Here is a 17,422-nt window from a genome sequence, read left to right on the forward strand (position 1 = left end):
GCCGGTCAGGCACCGCTGTCGCTGCGCTTTCTCACATAAGCGGCTTCAGGCGCGGGGCCGGGGTCGAGCTTGAGCGCGGCCTGCTGCAAACGTTTCGATCGTGCGCCGATGATAACCTCGCGAAACGTCAGCAAGACTACAGATATGACGAAGGGGGACAGATAATAGAGCACGCGGAACAGCAGCATGCCGCCCAGCAGTTCCTCGCGGTCCATCTGCCAGAGGCCGACCAGCATGGCGGCGTCGAACACGCCAAGGCCCCCGGGCGAATGGCTCGCAAAGCCGAGCAAGGTGGCCGAGACGAAGATCACCGCGACCACCACGAAGCCGAGATTGGGCTCGTCCGGAACCAGCACGTACATCGCGAGCGCGCAGAAGCCGAGATCGATGATGCCGATCGTGATCTGGAGCAGCGTCAGCGGGCCGCCCGGCAGCATCACGGTCCAGGGTCCGCGACCGACCATCCGCGGCTGGGTCCAGACCCAGACCACATAGGCGACCAGCCCGACGATGATCATCATCGCCAGCGTCCGGTTCAGCCAGGGCGGCAGCTGGTCGATCGCCGCGGCGGCCTCCGGATGATAGGAGATGCCGAGGCCCAGCACGGCGGCATTGCCGAGCCAGAAAGTCAGGCCGGCGAGGAAACAGATTTTTGCGACGTCGATCGCGTTCAGGCCGTAGGCCGAATAGATGCGGTAGCGCACTGCGCCGCCGGTGAAGACGCTGGCGCCGACATTGTGGCCGATCGAATAGCTGGTAAAGGCGGCGAGCGCGTTGATGCGATAGGGCACGTGCGCGTGGCCGATCGCGCGCACGGCGAACAAATCGTAGAAGGTCAGCGTGAAATAGCCCGCGGCGACGAACAGCCCCGCCATCGCAATCTGGCTCGGCTCGGTGCTCTTGATCGCTTCAAGGACCTCGTTGACATCGATGCCGCGCAGCATGTGGTAGAGCACGTAGCAAGCGATGCCGATGACCGCGACGCTGATCACAACTCCAAGCTTATGCAGGATTTGCTTCTGGCGCAGAAACGACATCGCTCTGCGTATGGCTTCCAGCATCTAAACCTCGAACAACGCTTCAGCGGCCAGGAAGGCCGGCGAACAGGCGGACGACACGCAGGCGCTCAACGAACCTTCGCCGCCGGCTCCGGCATCGCGCAGGCCCCCTTCCTCTCCCCTAGCGCGTTTTCGGGCGGAGTGGAATTCGGCAATTCGAACAAAAACTCGTGCCTTCAGTATTTTAGGCAGGGTTATGGGCTCCTGGTGCACGGTTTGGCGCTTTCGGCGGCAAGACTGACGCGAATCTCCATGGCGATCCTGCGCAGTCGCCATGAAGTTTTGATGATTTCGACCGCACAATGTTCCGTCACGGCTTAAGCCGACGTCAATCTATGGGCCGCACCCACCTCTTGAAAGAGGGGTGACTTGAGCGCTTGATCGCGGTTTTCCGATGTGCCGAACGGCCGCGCAGCCCGACCCTGACTCCCGTGGTCAAGGGGGCACGGCAACATCACAGAGCGGCCGGCGGCGCGGTGCGCGAGACCACGCGGTCGCGCAGCCAGGCGCCGATGGTGCAGCCGACAAGGTAGCAGGCGAACATGATCAGGGCGAGGTCGAGCCAGTAGCCGAAACGGCCGGGGACCACATGCGCGAACGAGACGGCGACCAGGGCGGCCGCAAGCACGGCGAGCCAGCGCGCGGTCACTTTCGAGGTGCCGTTGCCGCGCTGGACCACCGAGATCCAGCCCATGCAAAAGCCGAGCAGTAGCGAGCCGATCAACCAGCCGAGATGAAACGAGACGAGATAGGGCATCGTTACCTCACCAGAAATTCGATGCGGCGGTTCTGCGCCTTGGCGTCTTCGGTGGCGTTACCGGCGACGGGCTGCGTGCTGCCATAGCCGACCGCGGTGAAGCGGCTGGCGGGCAGCCCGGCCTTGACCAGATAATCGATCACCGCCTGCGCGCGCTTCTGCGAGAGAGCCTGGTTGAAGGCGTCCTCACCGTCGGCATCGGTATGCCCGGCGACCTCGATATTGGTGGTGGGGCATCGCAGCGCCGTCTCGATCAGATGATCGAGAATGCCGGCGGAATCCGGATCGATGTCGGCGCGCTTCGCCCCGAAGCGGATCTTGGCCTTGGCCAGCAGCTCCGAGAACAATTGCTGGCACACGGTGCCGTCGACCGGGCCGGCCGCAGGTTTCACCGTGATTTCCGGCTTGTACTGCCAGTTTTTCGGGAAATCCTTGCCGAGGCCTGCCCGGATGTCGTTGGCGGCCCCTTCATAGAGCGCATCGCCCGACAGCTTTACCTCGCGGTCGGATACGACAAGCGTGCCGGTCGACAGTCGCGACAGCGCGCCGAGCGCTGCGACCACGGCGGGATTGAAGGCGCCGGGCGCGCCGAGGCTGGCCTTGAGATTGTCGACGACCTTTTCGTTGAAGAATTTCCGCGACGCGCTGGTGACGATTGCCGTGTGGACATTGTTGTCGGGAACATAACCGGTCAGCGTCACCGTCGCGGCCACCGGATCCTTGTAGGCCTGGAAGACGTAGGGCGGCGCCTTGACGTCGTTGGCAGCAATCGAGAAGCCCTCGGGCAGGTTCTTGAGCGCGGCTGCGACCGCTTCGCGGCCGCCGAGGTCGCGCGCCATGCCCGACAGATTGACCTTGGTGTCCGTTATCGTGATCTTGCCGTCCTTGAGCTTGCCGATCTGGTCGAGCAGCAGCGTCGCAGCCGCCTCGAACCGCGGCGGCGCGCCGCGCGCCAGCCCCATTTGATCGGCCACCTCGACGCCGCCGAGCTCCTTGCGGGCCGCCTCGGTCAGACGGCCCTTGATCGACGGCAAGGGCGCGGAGCCTGACAGCGTCACCCGCACCACGTCGCGTTCGGCGTTCCAGACGAAGGGTTTGGCCTCGGGAACGAGGCGGGTCCGGTCGTCGACCAGGCGCACGCCGGGGACTGTCTCGACCGCCACCACGGCGTCGCGCCGCCCCTCCTCGGAAAACGCGTCCGCGGCCAGGCTGACGTCGCGGCCGTCCACCGCGATCCGGGTCTTGTCCAGAACGGTGTCCTTGAGGGCGGCCGAACTCCGGGCGGAAAGGTCCGCCTCGACCGGCAAGGTATTATTCCAGGCCGCAAATCCCCACATGACGGCCAGCGGGATTAACCCCGGCCACCATTTGCTGGCCCACCTGAAAAGCTTCTGCATTCGACGACCCGAACTCTGGAACCGGAGACAAAACAAACCCTTGGCAGGCTGTCAAACCGGAAATGACGCCCTTCCAAAGGCCCTGCATGGACAATTGGAATAACTTTTTCTTCAAGGGTTCTTCCGTAAGTTGAATCCGGAATGCCAGAGTCCGCCCGCCGGTCATGAAACAACTCCGAAACAACGTCATCCGCGCCGGGCTGGGAGCACTCTATTTCAGCGGGGCGCACCATCTGTTGCGCCCGCTTTTATCGGGCGTCGGCGCTATTTTCATGCTGCACCACGTGCGGCCGGGCCGCGACGCCGCCTTCCAGCCGAACCGGCATCTCGAAGTCACCCCCGAATTCCTGCGCGCCACGCTCAGCCATTTGCGCTCGCACGAGATCGACATCGTCAGCATGGACGAGCTGCATGAGCGGCTGGTGCGGGGCCGGTTCGACCGCCGCTTCGCCGCCTTCACGCTCGACGACGGCTATCGCGACAATCTCGACTATGCGCTGCCGGTTCTGCGCGAATTTGACGCGCCTCTGGCGGTCTATGTCGCCAGCGATTTCGCCGAGGGCACGGGGCGGCTGTGGTGGGAGGCGCTGGAAGCCGTGATCGCCAAGACCGAGCAGATCGAGGTCAAAATCGGCAATGCCGCGCTGCGGCTCGATGCGACGACGCCGGCCGCCAAGCAGGCGGCGTTCGACCGCGTGCACGACTGGCTCCGCGCATTGCCGGGCGAGCACGATCTCAAGCGCGAGATCGAAGCGCTCTGCACCAGGTACGGCGTCGATATGACCGCGTTGTGCCGCGGCCTCTGCCTGTCCTGGGACGAGGTGAAGCGATTTGCCGCCGACCCCCTGGTCACGATCGGTGCCCACACCATCAGCCATTGCAATCTCGCCAAGCAAAGCGAAGAGATCGCCACGCAAGAGATAGCCGTGAGCCGCGCGCGGATCGAGCAGGCGCTCGGCCGCAATGTCCAGCATCTTGCCTATCCCTATGGCGACCGCCAAGCCGCAGGCGAGCGTGAATTCGCCCTTGCGGCGGCCGCCGGTTTCAAGACCGCGGTGACGACGCGGCCCGGTATGCTGTTCGCCGAGAACGCCGGCCACATGACCGCGCTGCCACGCGTCTCGCTCAACGGCAATTACCAGGACACGCGAATTTTGCCGGTGCTGACCTCAGGCGCCGCGACCGCGATGTGGAATGGCTTTCGAAGGATCGCGGCGGCTTGATCCAACCGCACACTCAGACCTCATCCTGAGGAGCGCTCCGAAGGAGCGCGTCTCGAAGGATGGGCCGCCCGCATCCTTCGAGACGCGCTGGCGCGCTCCTCAGGATGAGGGCGGAGCTGACGACGAGCTGAGTTGACTCCCCTCCCCACCCCGCTCACAACCAGCGCAAACCAAGGGAGGCATCATGTTCAACGATCTGTTCTCGCTCAAAGGCCGCGTCGCGCTGGTGACCGGCGGCTCGCGCGGCATCGGCAAGATGATCGCGGCGGGATTTCTCAGCGCCGGTGCGGCGAAGGTCTACATCACCGCGCGCAAGGCCGGGCCTTGCGAAGCGACCGCGAACGAGCTCACCGCGCAGTATGGCGGCGAGTGCATCGCGCTGCCGATCGACATCTCGACGCTCGCTGGCGCCGAGCTGCTCGCGAGTGAATTTGGGAAGCGCGAGCGAAAACTCGACATCCTCGTCAACAATGCGGGCGCCGCCTGGGGCGCGGAGTTCGACGAGTTTCCCGAGAGCGGCTGGGACAAGGTGATGAACCTCAACCTCAAGGCGCCGTTCTTCCTGACCAAGGCGCTGGCGCCGATGCTGCGCGCGGCGGCCTCGGCAGAGCGGCCAGCAAAGGTGATCAACATCGCCTCGATCGACGGCATTTTCGTTAATCCGGGCGAGACCTATTCCTACGCGGCGAGCAAGGCCGGGCTGATCCATTTGACGCGGCGCATGGCCGTGAAGCTGATCTCCGACCATGTCGTGGTCACCGCGATCGCGCCGGGCCCGTTCAAATCCGACATGAACCGCGCCGCGCGCGACCACAGCGACGAGGTCTCGACCTGCGTGCCCGCGGGGCGCATCGGCACCGACGAGGACATGGCGGGTGCCGCGATCTATCTCGCCTCGCGCGCGGGCGACTATGTGGTGGGCGCAACCATCGCGGTGGATGGTGGAATTGTTTACGCAAACCCGGGGATCAAGGGGAGCGGGTGGGATAGCTGAGGGTTGCCGCGAGGGCGGCGTGCCCTCGCCTCATACTCAGTGTCGTGCCCCGCGCAGGCGCGGCATCCAGTACGCTGCGGCCTATCGGTTCTAGGCCTCGCTGCCTCTGGAATACTGGATCACCCGCTTTCGCGGGTGATGACACCATTTGTATTGCGAGAGCGTCAGACCCTGACCCCTACGACTCGATCTTCACGTACTCGAAATCGCCCGGCTTGTTGTCGATGCCGACCTTCGGCGGCGAGATCCAGGATGCGAACACGCCGGTCTCGGTAACGGGCTGCATCAGCGAGGTGATGAAGTCGCCGTCCGCGGTCGAGGGCAGCCAATCATCCTTGCGCTTGGCCCAATTGGCGTCGTCGATCAGCAGACCGTCGGGCGTCGCGTGGATAGCCTTGAACTCGCCGATATGGCGGTGGAAAGCGACGTTGGGCAGCTTGAGCTCAAACTGATAGCCCGCGGTCGAGATCACCTTATTCCAGCGCAGCATGCCCTTGACGCAATCCTGGCTGTAATCGTCGCGCAGGCGCATGTTGAGCGCGGTCAGCGCCGGCTCGTCGACCAGCTTGATCTCGCCGTCGATGAACTTCAGCACCGGATAGGTCGCGTTCTTGAGCTGGTGATCGTCGTCGATCTGGGTCTCGTGATAGCGGCCCTTGATGCCGGTGTTGAAGGCGTTGGCCGCGTTGGTCGAGACTTCCGAGCCGAACAGATCAAGCGATAGCGTATAGTGCAGGTTCAGCTTCTTCTGGATGGTCGGCAGGTCGATCACGCCGAGCGCGCGGACTTTTGCGATGTCGGACGGATCGGTGATGCCGGCTTCGCGCATCGCATCGCAGGTGCGCTGCACGACGCGGGTGATGCCGGTCTCGCCGACGAACATGTGGTGCGCTTCCTCGGTCAGCATGAAGCGGCAGGTGCGCGACAGCGGATCGAAGCCGGACTGCGCCAGCGAGTGCAGCTGCATCTTGCCGTCGCGGTCGGTGAAATAGGTGAACATGAAGAAGGACAGCCAGTCCGGCGTCGCCTCGTTGAAGGCGCCCAGCATGCGCGGCGAGTCAGCGTCACCCGAGCGGCGGCGCAACAAATCGTCAGCCTCTTCACGTCCGTCGCGACCAAAGTACTTTTGCAGCAGGTAGACCATCGCCCAGAGGTGACGGCCTTCCTCGACATTGACCTGGAACAGATTGCGCATGTCGTACAGCGAGGGCGCGGTCTTGCCGAGGTGGCGCTGCTGCTCGACCGAGGCAGGCTCGGTGTCGCCCTGGATCACGATCAGACGGCGCAGCATGGCGCGATATTCGCCCGGGACCTCCTGCCAGGCCGGCTCGCCAAAATGCTCGCCGAACGGCACGACGCGATTCTCCTCCTGGGGCGCCAGAAGAATGCCCCAGCGATAGTCGGGCATCCGCACATAGTCGAACTTGGCCCAGCCGCGCGGATCGACGGAGTAGGCGGTACGCAAATACACCAGCGACTCCTGGAAACCTTCCGGCCCCATGTCGCTCCACCAATCCATGTAGCCGGGATGCCAGCCTTCCAGCGCCTTCAGCACCTGGCGGTCTTCGGCGAGATTGACGTTGTTCGGAATCTTGGTCGAGTAGTCGACGTTCATGATGTTCATGCTCATGGCCGTGCTCCTTGCGATCTCTTGTCCCGGATGCAGTGCGGCGCGAAGTGCTGCACTGCTGAGCCGGGACCTATTGTCCGGTCCGTAATGGGTCCCGGTTCTGCGCAGCGTCACTTCGTGCCGCAGCGCGCCCGGGACACGAAAGTCGTCACACCCGCGTCATATCGAATTTCGGCTTCTGGCCGCTGCCGTAGCGGCGCAGCGCGCCTTCCTCGCCGACCGCGTTCGGGCGCTGGAAGATCCAATTCTGCCACGCGGTGAGACGCGAGAAGATTTTCGATTCCATCGTCTCGGGGCCGACGAAGCGCAGGCTGGCTTCCATGCCGGTGAGGCTGTCGGGCGAGAAGCTGGCGCGCTCCTCCAGGAACACGCGGACCTCGTCGTCCCAGTCGATGTCGTCGAGCGCGAAGGTGACGAGACCAAGCTCTTCGGCCTGCTCGGCGTCCAGAGCCGTGCCCATCGTGGCTTCCGCGCGTTCCACATCGGACGGGTCGGCCTGGAAGCGCGACTGAAGCCGCGTCAGGCCATGGCTCATCGGATACGGGCCGAAATTCATCGCTGACAGCTCGATCGACGGCGGCGGGCGGTTGTCGCCCTGGCGCGTGCCGATCAGCATGTAGGAGCGGTCGGCGGCGAAGACGAGCTCGGCGAGCGTGCCGGCAAAGCAGGAGCCGGGCTCGACCAGCGTCACCAGCGTGCGCGAGGTGACGTCGATGCGCTTCAAGACGCGCTTCCAGTAATGCCTGATCTCGTTGACCAGCCAGTGCGCCTTGTTGGCTTCGAGGAAGGCATCGCAGGCGAGCACATGGGCGCGATCGCCGTGACTCTTGAACACCAGCATGGCGATCTCGAGCTCGTTGATGCGCAGATGCAGGATCGCGTCGTCGAGTTCGCGCGCCACCTGGAGCGGCCAGAACGCGACACCCTGCGCCATCATGCCGTCGATGTCGGCGGGCGGCGCGGCTTCAGGCGCCTTGATCGAGATCGTGGCGATGCGCGCGGCGCGGTCGATATCGACGGTGACAAAGCCATAGCGCAGGCTGGTCTCGTCGATGACGCGCTTGAGCGGGGAGAGAGCAATGCCCTTGCCGCTTCCGTTGCGCTTCGACGCAGCCGCAAACTCCCTGGCACGCTCGACGACCCTGCCTTCGAGCTTGCTGTTCGGCGCGATCTCGTCGACCAAGCGCCATTGCACGGCGCGCTTGCCCTTGACGCCTTCCTCGATGGTGCAGAAGAAGTCGGCATGGTCGCGGCGCACCTTGCGCTTGTCGACCACGCGCGTGAGGCCGCCGGTGCCGGGCAGCACCGCCAGCAGCGGCACTTCGGGCAAGGCAACGGCAGATGCGCCGTCATCGGCGAGCATGATGTAGTCGGTGGCGAGCGCAAGCTCATAGCCGCCGCCGGCGGCCGAGCCGTTTACCACCGTAATGAAGCGCTGGCCGGAATTCTCCGACGAGTCTTCCATGCCGTTGCGGGTCTCGTTGGTGAACTTGCAGAAGTTGACCTTGTGGGCGTGGGTCGAGCCGGCGAGCATGCGGATGTTGGCGCCGGCGCAGAACACGCGGTTCTTGGCCGAGCGCATCACCACGACCTTCACGTCGGGGTGCTCGAAGCGCAGCCGCTGCACCACGTCCGCAAGCTCGATATCAACGCCGAGATCGTAGGAGTTGAGCTTGAGCAGATAGCCCTCGAACAGGCCGCCGTTCTCGTCGACGTCCATGGTCAGGGTAGCGACGTCACCGTCGACCGCGAGCTTCCAGTGCCGGTAGCGGGACGGTTCGGTCTGGAAATCGATGAATGTCGCGCCGCCTGCGAGGCGCCGATCTTCCCCGGCCATGGGCCACCCTTGAGCTTGTCTATGCGTTTTGGCTGTCGCGTTAGATGCACAATAGTGCATCTTTTTGGGCGCGTCTAGCCCTTAACGGACGAGGCATGCACTTTGTTTCATGACCCCCGCTGGGATCACGCGCCGGCGCTGAGCGCGATCCAGTCGGCTTTGGACAGTTGCGGCCTGCCGAGCTTGGCTTGAAGCAGGCCGTCAGCGCCGGGACCGGAAAGCGCTGCGCGAGTTCAGCGCGCGCATTGGATCACTCGCGTTCGAAGGCACATTCATCGATGTGCCTCCGCAACGTCATGCGGCGCGTCCCTGGAGTCCCTGATCGTCGCGCAGGGCCGCTTTTGCAAATTGCTCAATAGCGTCAAGCGTCGTCCCCGGCGCTTCACGATGCGGGGAATGTCCCGCGTCTGAAATGACTTTCAAATCTACCGGACAATAACACTCTTCCTGCGCGATTTCGAGCTGACGCAATGTCCCATATTGATCGTCCCGGCCTTGCAGGATCAGCAAAGGGACGCGGATGTAGGCGAGAGACTCGGAAATATCCCAGTCGCGGAATTTCGGATCGAGCCAGGCGCCGTTCCAGCCCTGGAAGGCGTTGTCGACGTCCTTGTGCCAGCGCGCGAGTTTTGCCTTCAGGTCGGTGGTCTCAAATGCCGTCTTGATGTCCGCAATCGACTTCACCGAGATGTCCTCAACGATGAAATGCGGCGCGATCAGCACGAGCCCGCTCAGGCGATGATCCTGATGCGCGCCGGCATAGATCGTCGCGATCGAGGCGCCGTCGGAATGGCCGAGCAGGAGGCCACGCTTGAAGCCGATCGCATCGAGCACCTTCGGCAGCACGTCCAGCGCCTCGCGCTCCATATAGTCGAGCGGCCGCGGCAGCGCAACCTTGCTCGACTGGCCGTAGCCCGCACGCGAATAGACGAAGATGCCGGCGGAGGTCGCCTGCTGCAGCTTTTCCGGGAAGTCGCCCCAGAGCCCGACCGAGCCGAGGCCTTCATGCAGCATGACGATGGTCGGTGCGTCCGCGGTTTGTGGCGCCAGCCATTTGTATTCGAGGCTGGCGTTGCCGATGCTGAGGAAGCCGGTGGGGGTGAGGTCGGTCATGCTGTTACTCAATTCGCCCCGTCCCGCAGCTTGAACCGCTGGATCTTGCCCGTCGCCGTCTTCGGCAAAGAGTCCACCACGTCGATCCAGCGCGGATATTTCCATGGGCCGATCTTCTGCTTGACGTGCTCCTTGAGCATCTCCTGCAAGTCCGTCGTCGTCGCGCCGGGACGCAGCACGACGAAGGCCTTCGGCTTCAGCAGCCCTTCCGGATCGGCTTCGGGCACGACGGCGGCTTCCAGCACGGCGGGATGCGTGATCAGCGCGCTCTCGACCTCGAACGGCGAGACCCAGATGCCGGAGACCTTGAACATGTCGTCGGCGCGGCCGCAGAAGGTGTAGCGGCCCTCGCCATCCCTGACATATTTGTCGCCGGTGCGGGTCCAAGGGCCTTCAAATGTGCGGCGGCTCTTGTGGCGCTGGTTCCAGTAGCCCTCGCCGGCAGAGGGCGCGTCAACCAACAGCTCGCCGACCTCGCCGTCGGCGACATCCTGGCCGGCCTCGTTGACGAGCCGCACTGCATAGCCCGGCACCGGCTTGCCGGAGAAACCGTATTTGATGTCGCCGGGCGCATTCGACAGGAAGATGTGCAACAGCTCGGTCGAGCCGACGCCGTCGAGAATGTCGACGTTGAAGCGCGCCTTCCAGCTGTTGCCGACGGATTCAGGGAGCGCCTCGCCGGCCGAGGTGCAGATGCGCAAAGATTTGCCGCCACGCTCGCTCTTCATCGCCTCGTCGTTGAGCATCGCCGCGAACAATGTCGGCACGCCGTAGAAGATCGAAGGATTGTAGCGGTTCATCAGGTCGAACATGCGCGCTGGCGTCGGCCGTTCGCTGTTGAGCACCACGGTGGCACCGACCGACATCGGAAAGGTCAGCGCATTGCCGAGGCCGTAGGCGAAGAACAGCTTTGCCGCAGAAAGACAAACGTCGTTCTCGCGGATGCCAAGCACCTGGTTCGCGTAAGTATCGGCGGTCGCCTGCAGGTTCGAATGGATGTGGCGCACGCCCTTGGGCATGCCGGTCGAGCCTGAGGAATAGAGCCAGAACGCCGGCTCGTCGGGATGCGTCGCGGCGGTCGTGAACTGGTCGCTCTCGCCCGCGAGCTCTTCAGCGAGCTGCTTGTGGCCGTTGAGCTTGGCGCCGGACACCACGACATGCTCGAGATCGGGCATGCGGCCGACGACGTCCTTGATGACGGGATAGAGCGCCTCGGAGACAAACAGCACGCGCGCGCGGCAGTCGGCGAGGATGTAGGCGTATTGATCTGATGTCAGCAGCGTGTTCAGCGGCACCGGCACGATGCCGGCGCGGATCGCACCCTGGAACACGACGGGGAAATCGACCGTATCCAGCATGATCATGGCCACGCGCTCTTCGCGGCGGACGCCGAGCCGGCGCAGCATGTTGGCGGTGCGGCGGGTCTGGTGCTGGAGCTCGCCATAGGTGAGCCGGGAGACGGTGTCGTCGAACACGGTCTTGTTGCCGCGACCCTCCTCGACGTTCCGGTCGAGCAGCCAGGTCACCGCGTTATAGGATCCCTCGCTCACGGACTTCTCCCCCGAATTTAGAATTATAATTCATAGAAAGACACTGTGGCGGCTTGCTGTCAATGCCAGCAGGCACTATGTTTCATTAATATGCGCCGCAGGACATCCGCTCAAGAAGGCCCGTGATCCGTAGTCCATGACCGACAGTCCCGACGCCGAATCCCGATTTCTCGAACAGCTCGGCCAGCGCGTGCGCACCATGCGCGCGCTGCGCGGCATGTCGCGCAAAGTGCTCGCCAAGGTATCAGGAATTTCGGAGCGCTACATCGCGCAGCTCGAAAGCGGCAAGGGCAACGTCTCCATCGTGCTGCTGCGCCGCGTATCGGACGCGATGGGCGCGCATCTGGAAGACCTGCTTCCCTCAGCCGATCCGGCCCCGGACTGGCAGATGTTTCGCGATCTCTTGCGCAAGGCGACGCCTGCGCAGATCGCGCAAGCCAAGGATTTGCTCGCCGGCGGCAGCGCATCGGCGCCGCGGCGCGCGCCGTTCTGCGGCATCGCGCTGATCGGCCTGCGCGGCGCCGGCAAATCCACGCTCGGCAGGATGCTGGCGAAGAAGGTCGGCTGGAGCTTCGTCGAGCTCAACAAGGAGGTCGAGCAGCAGAACGGCCTCTCGGTGGCCGAGATCATCGCGCTCTACGGCCAGGAAGGCTTTCGCCGCATGGAGCAGGCGGCGCTGCAACAGCTGCTCGCGCGAAACGAGCTGATGGTGCTGGCGACCGGCGGCGGCATCGTCTCGGAGCCTTTGACCTTCGACCAGATCCTGTCGTCGTTCTACACGATCTGGCTCAAGGCCGAGCCCGAGGAGCACATGGCCCGCGTCCGCCGCCAGGGCGATTTGCGCCCGATGGCCGACGACCGCTCCGCTATGGCAGAGCTGCGCAACATCCTCTTGAGCCGCGAGCCGCTGTATGCGCGCGCGACGGCGGTGGTGGACACGGCGGGACTTTCCGTCGATGCCGCCGCGGCGCGACTGATCGATGCGGTGCGGCCGGTGCTGCAAAACGAGGCGCGCAGCTTCGGGCTGCGCAGCGTGGCGCTGTAGGCCGGGACGCGGATGACCGAGAGCGACGTCGCAATCTCGATGTTCGAGCGGATCGGCGGCAGTGCCACGATCGATCGGCTGGTCGATCGCTTCTACGATCGCATGGACACACTGCCGGAGGCGCAGGTCATCCGCGCGATGCACGCCGCCGATCTCGGCGCGATCAGGGATGTGCTGAAGCGCTATCTCACCGAATGGACCGGCGGCCCTAAACTCTATTCGGTCGAGAAGGGCCACCCGCGGCTGCGCCAGCGCCACATCGGCTTTGCCATCGGCGACGCCGAGCGTGATGCATGGATGCTCTGCATGCGCGGCGCGCTGGAGGAAACGGTCGTCGATGCTGCCGCGCGGCAAGACCTCGACAAGGCGCTGTCCGGCCTCGCCGACTGGATGCGCAACCGGCCGTAAAAGCGTCGATCAAGGCCGACGTGTGGCGTTCCGGGTACCGCTTCGCTGACCCGGACTATGAGACTTGCGACGCGACTAGATCGACCAGTAATTCGGATGCGGGTAAGGCCGCGAGCGGTCACCCCAGTCGAATTCATCGCCATCGACCTCGCAGGGGCCGCTGCTCAGTTGCTCCGGCGTCAGCTCGACCTGGAAGACCTGACGTCCTGGATCATATCTCAGTGCGCTCCACTGCAGAGGATAATGATGGTGGGTGCCGAGCAGCCCGCCGGTCTTGATCACGGCGTAGGCGACCGTTCCACTCACCTTGTCGAGCATCAACCGCTCGATCGTGCCGAGCTTGGTGCCGTCGCGCCCGTAGACGGCGACATGCTCCACGCGATCACTGGGAACCATGGTATGGTGCATGGCGTCCTCCCTGTTCTCTTTTTTGCCGCGCGCATTATAGCCTGCCAGGCAGGACGAGCGAAACCCACCTCTTTGCTCTCTGGGCTTTTTACTCTCCTGGCCTCAGCTACAACAGCTGCGAACGCACCGACTCCGCACCGTCCCGCAACAGCGGCAGGAAGCGGCCGACCAATTCCTGCGCCGGCACCCGGTCGACATGGGCGCCCATGTTGATGGCGGCGACGAACACGCCGTCGTAGCGGCGGACGGGGACGGAGATCGAGCGGAAATGGGGCTCGGCTTCGCGGTCGACCAGCGAATAGCCCTGCGCGCGGTCGGCGACGATGCGCGCGAGCAACGCCTTGGGATCGGTCTCCGTCTGCGGCGTCAGCGCCTCACGCTTCATCGCTTTCAGGCGCGCAACGAGCTCGGCATCATCGAGCTGGCCGAGCATGGCGCGGCCGACCGAGGTGCAGAACGCCGGCAGGCGGTAGCCGATTTCGAGCCCGCCTGAGAACATGCGCGCCGGGCTGCTGCGCGCGATGAACACGACCTCGTCGCCGTCGAGCACCGCGAGCGAGCAGATCTCGTTGGCCGCTGTCGCGACGCGATCGAGCACCGGTTGCAGGACCGTGACGAGTTGGCTAGACCGCAGATACGATGCGGCCAGTGTCAGCACGTGTGGCGTCAGTGAAAACAGCTTGCCGTCGCCGGCGACGAAGCCGCCGCGCTGGAGCGTGAACAGCATGCGCCGCGCGGTGGCGCGCGGCAGATCGGCGGCGCGGGCGAGATCGCTCAGCGTCATCGAGCCGGCCGCGGTGCCGAAGCATTGCAGCAGGCGCAGGCCGCGATCGAGACTCTCGACGAAATCCGTCGCGCGTTCGTCGCTCTCGCTTCGCTTCAGCTTGGGCATGGCGTCGGGACATTCCTGCAAAATAGTGCTTGCTGCCGATCCAAGGCATGTCATAATTCGCCCATTCGTTCAATAGGCGAACAAACGCCACTCCACAAGGATGCACTCGCCATGATGAGCCAGGAGCAGAACGACCTGATCACACGCACCGGTCCGAAGAACCCTTGCGGAAAGCTGATGCGGAGCTATTGGCAGCCGGCGGCACTGGTGGACGAGCTCGACGGCGATCGCCCGATCCGCCCCGTCAAGCTGCTCGGCGAAAACATGGTGCTGTTTCGCGACGAGACCGGACGCTACGGCCTAATCGATCGCCACTGCGCGCATCGCGGCGCCGATCTCGCCTTCGGACGGCTCGAGCATGGCGGCCTGCGCTGCGCATTCCACGGCTGGCTGTTCGACGCGACCGGACAATGCATCGAGACGCCGGCCGAGCCGAAGGACTCAAAGCTTTGCCAGAACATTCGCCAGCGCTCCTATCCCGTGGTGGAGAAGAGCGGCATCCTCTGGGCCTGGCTCGGCGAAGGTGAACCGCCGGCATTTCCCGAACTCGATTGCTTTGTCGCGCCCGGCACGCACACCTTTGCGTTCAAAGGCCATATGGCCTGCAACTGGCTCCAGGCACTCGAAGTCGGCATCGATCCCGCGCACGCGTCCTATCTGCATCGCTTCTTTGAGGACGAGGACACGTCCACGGCGTATGGCAAGCAGTTCCGCGGCGCCTCCGCAGGCAGCGAGTTGCCGATGACGAAGATTTTGCGCGAGTACGACCGCCCGATCATCAATGTCGAGCACACCGAATACGGCCTGCGGCTGATCGCGCTGCGCGAGATCGACGAGGAGCGGACGCATGTGCGCGTCACCAACCAGCTCTTCCCGCACGGTTTCGTCATTCCCATGAGCACGGAGATGACGATCACGCAGTGGCACGTGCCGGTAGACGACGAGAACTGCTACTGGTACGCGATCTTCACCAGCTATTCGAACCCGGTCGACAAGCAGAAGATGCGCGACCAGCGGCTCGAGCTTTACGAGTTGCCGGACTACAAATCGCGCAAGAACAGCAACAACGATTACGGCTTCGATCCGCACGAGCAGCAGACCGCGACCTATACCGGCATGGGCACCGACATCAACGTCCACGACCAATGGGCGGTGGAGTCGATGGGCGCGATCCAGGACCGCACAAGGGAGCACCTCGGCACAAGCGACAAGGCGATCGTGCAGTACCGCCGCCTGCTGCGGCAGGAGATCGAGAAGGTCGCGGGCGGCGAGAAGCCGATGCTGCATCTCGACGAGAGCACCGCACGCAGCATCCAGGGTCCGGCGACCATGGACGGCATCGGGCCGACACGTGGCTGGGAGACCTACTGGATGGAAGTCGACGTCAAGCGCCGCCGCGGCGCGCCGTGGACGGCACCGGTGCCGAAGGAGATCGCGGACAACGTGCACCGGCTGACGGCGGCGGAGTGAGGCCTGGTGCAGATGTCTCCTTCGTCATTGCGAGCGAAGCGAAGCAATCCAGACTGTCTCCGCGGAGGGATACTGGATTGCTTCGCTGCGCTCGCAATGACGGAGAATGTGGCAGGCGTCTTGCACCCGTCGTGCATCGGTGACTGAAGGAGCAAACATAGTGAGTTTCGTCGCGCGTCATGCGCTGTGGTCGGATGAGCAGAAGGACGCGGCGACCCGCATGCGCCGTCTCGTCGAGGAGAAAAATCTCGAAGTCATCCGCCTCGCCTTTCCCGACCAGCACGGCATTCTGCGCGGCAAGACCATCATCGCCTCGGAGGCGATCGCCGCGCTGGAAAGCGGCTGTTCGATCACCACGACCATGCTCGCCAAGGACACCTCGCACCGCACGGTGTTTCCGGTGTTCACGTCAGGCGGCGGCTTCGGCATGAAGGAGATGGAGGGCGCGGCCGACGCGCTGATGGTCGCCGATCCCACCACGTTCCGCGTGCTGCCATGGGCGCCGGCGACGGGCTGGGTGCTTTGCGATCTTTATTTCAATGACGGCCGTCCCGTGCCGTTTGCGACGCGCGCGCTTTATCGCAAGGCGCTCGACGAGCTTGGACGCCGCGGCCACGATTTCGTGGCGGGCCTCGAGGTCGAATTCCACATCTTCAAGCTCGACGACGCGCATATGCGCCCGGAGGATGCGGGACAGCCAGGCACGCCGCCCTCGGTGAGCTTGCTCAGCCACGGCTATCAGTACCTCACCGAGCAGCGCTTCGATCAGATGGAGCCGGTGCTGGAGATTTTGCGGCGTGACATCGTCGCGCTCGGGCTGCCCTTGCGTTCGGTCGAGGTCGAGTTCGGGCCAAGCCAGTGCGAATTCACCTTCGCGCCGAAGAAAGGGCTGGAGCCCGCCGACAATATGGTGCTGTTCCGCTCTGCCGTGAAGCAGATCGCGCACCGCCACGGCTATCACGCCACCTTCATGTGTCGGCCGAAGCTGCCGAACCTGTTCGCGAGCGGCTGGCATCTCCACCAATCGGTCGTCTCACGCACGAGCGGCGACAACCAGTTCATGGCCAAGGAAGCGACCAAGGAGGGCGGCGAACCGCTCAGCCCGTTCGGCCGGGCCTGGCTCGCCGGCCTGCTCGACCACGCCCGCGCATCTACAGTGTTCACCACCCCGACCATCAACGGCTACAAGCGCTACCGCTCCTATTCGCTGGCGCCGGACCGCGCGATCTGGGGCCGCGACAATCGCGGCGTGATGATCCGCGTGCTCGGCGCGGCCGGCGATGCCGCCACGCGCCTTGAAAACCGCATCGGCGAGCCCGCCGCCAATCCCTATCTCTACATGGCCTCGCAGATTCTCTCCGGCATCGACGGCATCGACCGCAAGCTGGACCCCGGCCCGTCCGCCGACGCACCCTACGAGACCAAGGCCCCGCTCCTGCCGAAGTCGCTTCGTGACGCGGTCAGCGCGTTGAAGGACGATCCGTTCTTCCGCGAAAAACTCGGCGCCGAGTTCGTCGACTACTACACCCACATCAAGAACGCCGAGATCGACCGCTTCCTGTCCGAGGTGACCGACTGGGAGCATCGCGAATATTTCGAGGTGTTTTGACCTCGGCTTTCTCCCCGTCATTGCTTCGCTA

The 17,422-nt window shown here is 64.2% G+C and carries 15 protein-coding genes; 6 read left to right on the top strand and 9 right to left on the bottom strand.

What is annotated here, in order from left to right:
- Positions 1-5 precede the first annotated feature (5 nt).
- The 3 genes from IVA74_RS00320 to IVA74_RS00330 all read right to left on the bottom strand — a co-directional run bounded on the left by IVA74_RS00320 (position 6) and on the right by IVA74_RS00330 (position 3,212).
- Positions 6-1,061: a lysylphosphatidylglycerol synthase domain-containing protein gene (locus IVA74_RS00320; protein WP_247338717.1), complete on the bottom strand. Its 1,056-nt coding sequence runs from the start codon at positions 1,059-1,061 to the stop codon at positions 6-8.
- Positions 1,062-1,512: 451 nt separating this feature from the next.
- Positions 1,513-1,815 (bottom strand): hypothetical protein, encoded by a 303-nt coding sequence (locus tag IVA74_RS00325; protein ID WP_247338718.1) that lies wholly within the window; start codon positions 1,813-1,815, stop codon positions 1,513-1,515.
- A 2-nt stretch (positions 1,816-1,817) separates the two neighbouring features.
- The gene (locus tag IVA74_RS00330; protein WP_247338720.1) at positions 1,818-3,212 is read right to left on the bottom strand and encodes an OmpA family protein; all 1,395 of its coding nucleotides are present in this window, start codon (positions 3,210-3,212) and stop codon (positions 1,818-1,820) included.
- Positions 3,213-3,376: 164 nt separating this feature from the next.
- Between IVA74_RS00330 and IVA74_RS00335 the strand changes: the two genes are divergently transcribed.
- Both IVA74_RS00335 and IVA74_RS00340 read left to right on the top strand, forming a co-directional pair.
- Positions 3,377-4,435 (top strand): polysaccharide deacetylase family protein, encoded by a 1,059-nt coding sequence (locus tag IVA74_RS00335; protein ID WP_247338722.1) that lies wholly within the window; start codon positions 3,377-3,379, stop codon positions 4,433-4,435.
- Positions 4,436-4,619: 184 nt separating this feature from the next.
- Positions 4,620-5,429, top strand: a complete 810-nt coding sequence (locus tag IVA74_RS00340) for an SDR family oxidoreductase (protein WP_247338723.1) — start codon at positions 4,620-4,622, stop codon at positions 5,427-5,429.
- A gap of 178 nt (positions 5,430-5,607) precedes the next feature.
- Here IVA74_RS00340 and boxB read toward each other — a convergent pair whose 3' ends face one another.
- The 4 genes from boxB to IVA74_RS00360 form a co-directional block, all read right to left on the bottom strand.
- Positions 5,608-7,059 (bottom strand): benzoyl-CoA 2,3-epoxidase subunit BoxB, encoded by a 1,452-nt coding sequence (boxB, locus tag IVA74_RS00345; protein ID WP_247338724.1) that lies wholly within the window; start codon positions 7,057-7,059, stop codon positions 5,608-5,610.
- A gap of 148 nt (positions 7,060-7,207) precedes the next feature.
- Complete coding sequence (boxC, locus tag IVA74_RS00350; RefSeq protein WP_247338725.1) at positions 7,208-8,896, bottom strand: 2,3-epoxybenzoyl-CoA dihydrolase; 1,689 nt, start codon at positions 8,894-8,896, stop codon at positions 7,208-7,210.
- A 294-nt stretch (positions 8,897-9,190) separates the two neighbouring features.
- Entirely contained in the window at positions 9,191-10,009 is an 819-nt protein-coding gene (locus tag IVA74_RS00355) for an alpha/beta hydrolase (protein ID WP_247338726.1), read from the bottom strand.
- Positions 10,010-10,017: 8 nt separating this feature from the next.
- Positions 10,018-11,559 (bottom strand): benzoate-CoA ligase family protein, encoded by a 1,542-nt coding sequence (locus IVA74_RS00360; RefSeq protein WP_247338727.1) that lies wholly within the window; start codon positions 11,557-11,559, stop codon positions 10,018-10,020.
- Between the two features lie 136 nt (positions 11,560-11,695).
- On the opposite strand from IVA74_RS00360, the gene IVA74_RS00365 reads away from it, so the two are divergent.
- Positions 11,696-12,604, top strand: a complete 909-nt coding sequence (locus IVA74_RS00365; protein ID WP_247338728.1) for a helix-turn-helix transcriptional regulator — start codon at positions 11,696-11,698, stop codon at positions 12,602-12,604.
- A gap of 12 nt (positions 12,605-12,616) precedes the next feature.
- Entirely contained in the window at positions 12,617-13,012 is a 396-nt protein-coding gene (locus IVA74_RS00370) for a group II truncated hemoglobin (RefSeq protein WP_247338729.1), read from the top strand.
- 75 nt (positions 13,013-13,087) lie between these two features.
- Here IVA74_RS00370 and IVA74_RS00375 read toward each other — a convergent pair whose 3' ends face one another.
- Together IVA74_RS00375 and IVA74_RS00380 are read right to left on the bottom strand one after the other, a co-directional pair.
- Positions 13,088-13,420 carry a PRC-barrel domain-containing protein gene (locus IVA74_RS00375; protein ID WP_247338730.1) on the bottom strand — a complete coding sequence of 111 codons (333 nt, stop codon included), beginning with the start codon at positions 13,418-13,420 and terminating at the stop codon, positions 13,088-13,090.
- A gap of 106 nt (positions 13,421-13,526) precedes the next feature.
- Entirely contained in the window at positions 13,527-14,312 is a 786-nt protein-coding gene (locus tag IVA74_RS00380) for an IclR family transcriptional regulator C-terminal domain-containing protein (RefSeq protein ID WP_247338731.1), read from the bottom strand.
- A 111-nt stretch (positions 14,313-14,423) separates the two neighbouring features.
- On the opposite strand from IVA74_RS00380, the gene IVA74_RS00385 reads away from it, so the two are divergent.
- Together IVA74_RS00385 and IVA74_RS00390 are read left to right on the top strand one after the other, a co-directional pair.
- Positions 14,424-15,782 carry an aromatic ring-hydroxylating dioxygenase subunit alpha gene (locus IVA74_RS00385; protein ID WP_247338733.1) on the top strand — a complete coding sequence of 453 codons (1,359 nt, stop codon included), beginning with the start codon at positions 14,424-14,426 and terminating at the stop codon, positions 15,780-15,782.
- 160 nt (positions 15,783-15,942) lie between these two features.
- On the top strand, positions 15,943-17,391 hold the full coding sequence (locus IVA74_RS00390) for a glutamine synthetase family protein (protein ID WP_247338734.1): 1,449 nt from the start codon (positions 15,943-15,945) through the stop codon (positions 17,389-17,391).
- Positions 17,392-17,422 lie beyond the last annotated feature (31 nt).

The organism is Bradyrhizobium sp. 132 (assembly GCF_023074185.1).
GTDB lineage: Bacteria > Pseudomonadota > Alphaproteobacteria > Rhizobiales > Xanthobacteraceae > Bradyrhizobium.

What these genes read in the sequence shown, in the direction of transcription:
- IVA74_RS00320 (WP_247338717.1), bottom strand. Translation starts at nt 1,061, where the DNA reads ATGCTGGAAGCCATACGCAGAGCGATGTCGTTTCTGCGCCAGAAGCAA.
- IVA74_RS00325 (WP_247338718.1), bottom strand. Translation starts at nt 1,815, where the DNA reads ATGCCCTATCTCGTCTCGTTTCATCTCGGCTGGTTGATCGGCTCGCTA.
- IVA74_RS00330 (WP_247338720.1), bottom strand. Translation starts at nt 3,212, where the DNA reads ATGCAGAAGCTTTTCAGGTGGGCCAGCAAATGGTGGCCGGGGTTAATC.
- IVA74_RS00335 (WP_247338722.1), top strand. Translation starts at nt 3,377, where the DNA reads ATGAAACAACTCCGAAACAACGTCATCCGCGCCGGGCTGGGAGCACTC.
- IVA74_RS00340 (WP_247338723.1), top strand. Translation starts at nt 4,620, where the DNA reads ATGTTCAACGATCTGTTCTCGCTCAAAGGCCGCGTCGCGCTGGTGACC.
- boxB (WP_247338724.1), bottom strand. Translation starts at nt 7,059, where the DNA reads ATGAGCATGAACATCATGAACGTCGACTACTCGACCAAGATTCCGAAC.
- boxC (WP_247338725.1), bottom strand. Translation starts at nt 8,896, where the DNA reads ATGGCCGGGGAAGATCGGCGCCTCGCAGGCGGCGCGACATTCATCGAT.
- IVA74_RS00355 (WP_247338726.1), bottom strand. Translation starts at nt 10,009, where the DNA reads ATGACCGACCTCACCCCCACCGGCTTCCTCAGCATCGGCAACGCCAGC.
- IVA74_RS00365 (WP_247338728.1), top strand. Translation starts at nt 11,696, where the DNA reads ATGACCGACAGTCCCGACGCCGAATCCCGATTTCTCGAACAGCTCGGC.
- IVA74_RS00370 (WP_247338729.1), top strand. Translation starts at nt 12,617, where the DNA reads ATGACCGAGAGCGACGTCGCAATCTCGATGTTCGAGCGGATCGGCGGC.
- IVA74_RS00375 (WP_247338730.1), bottom strand. Translation starts at nt 13,420, where the DNA reads ATGCACCATACCATGGTTCCCAGTGATCGCGTGGAGCATGTCGCCGTC.
- IVA74_RS00380 (WP_247338731.1), bottom strand. Translation starts at nt 14,312, where the DNA reads ATGCCCAAGCTGAAGCGAAGCGAGAGCGACGAACGCGCGACGGATTTC.
- IVA74_RS00385 (WP_247338733.1), top strand. Translation starts at nt 14,424, where the DNA reads ATGATGAGCCAGGAGCAGAACGACCTGATCACACGCACCGGTCCGAAG.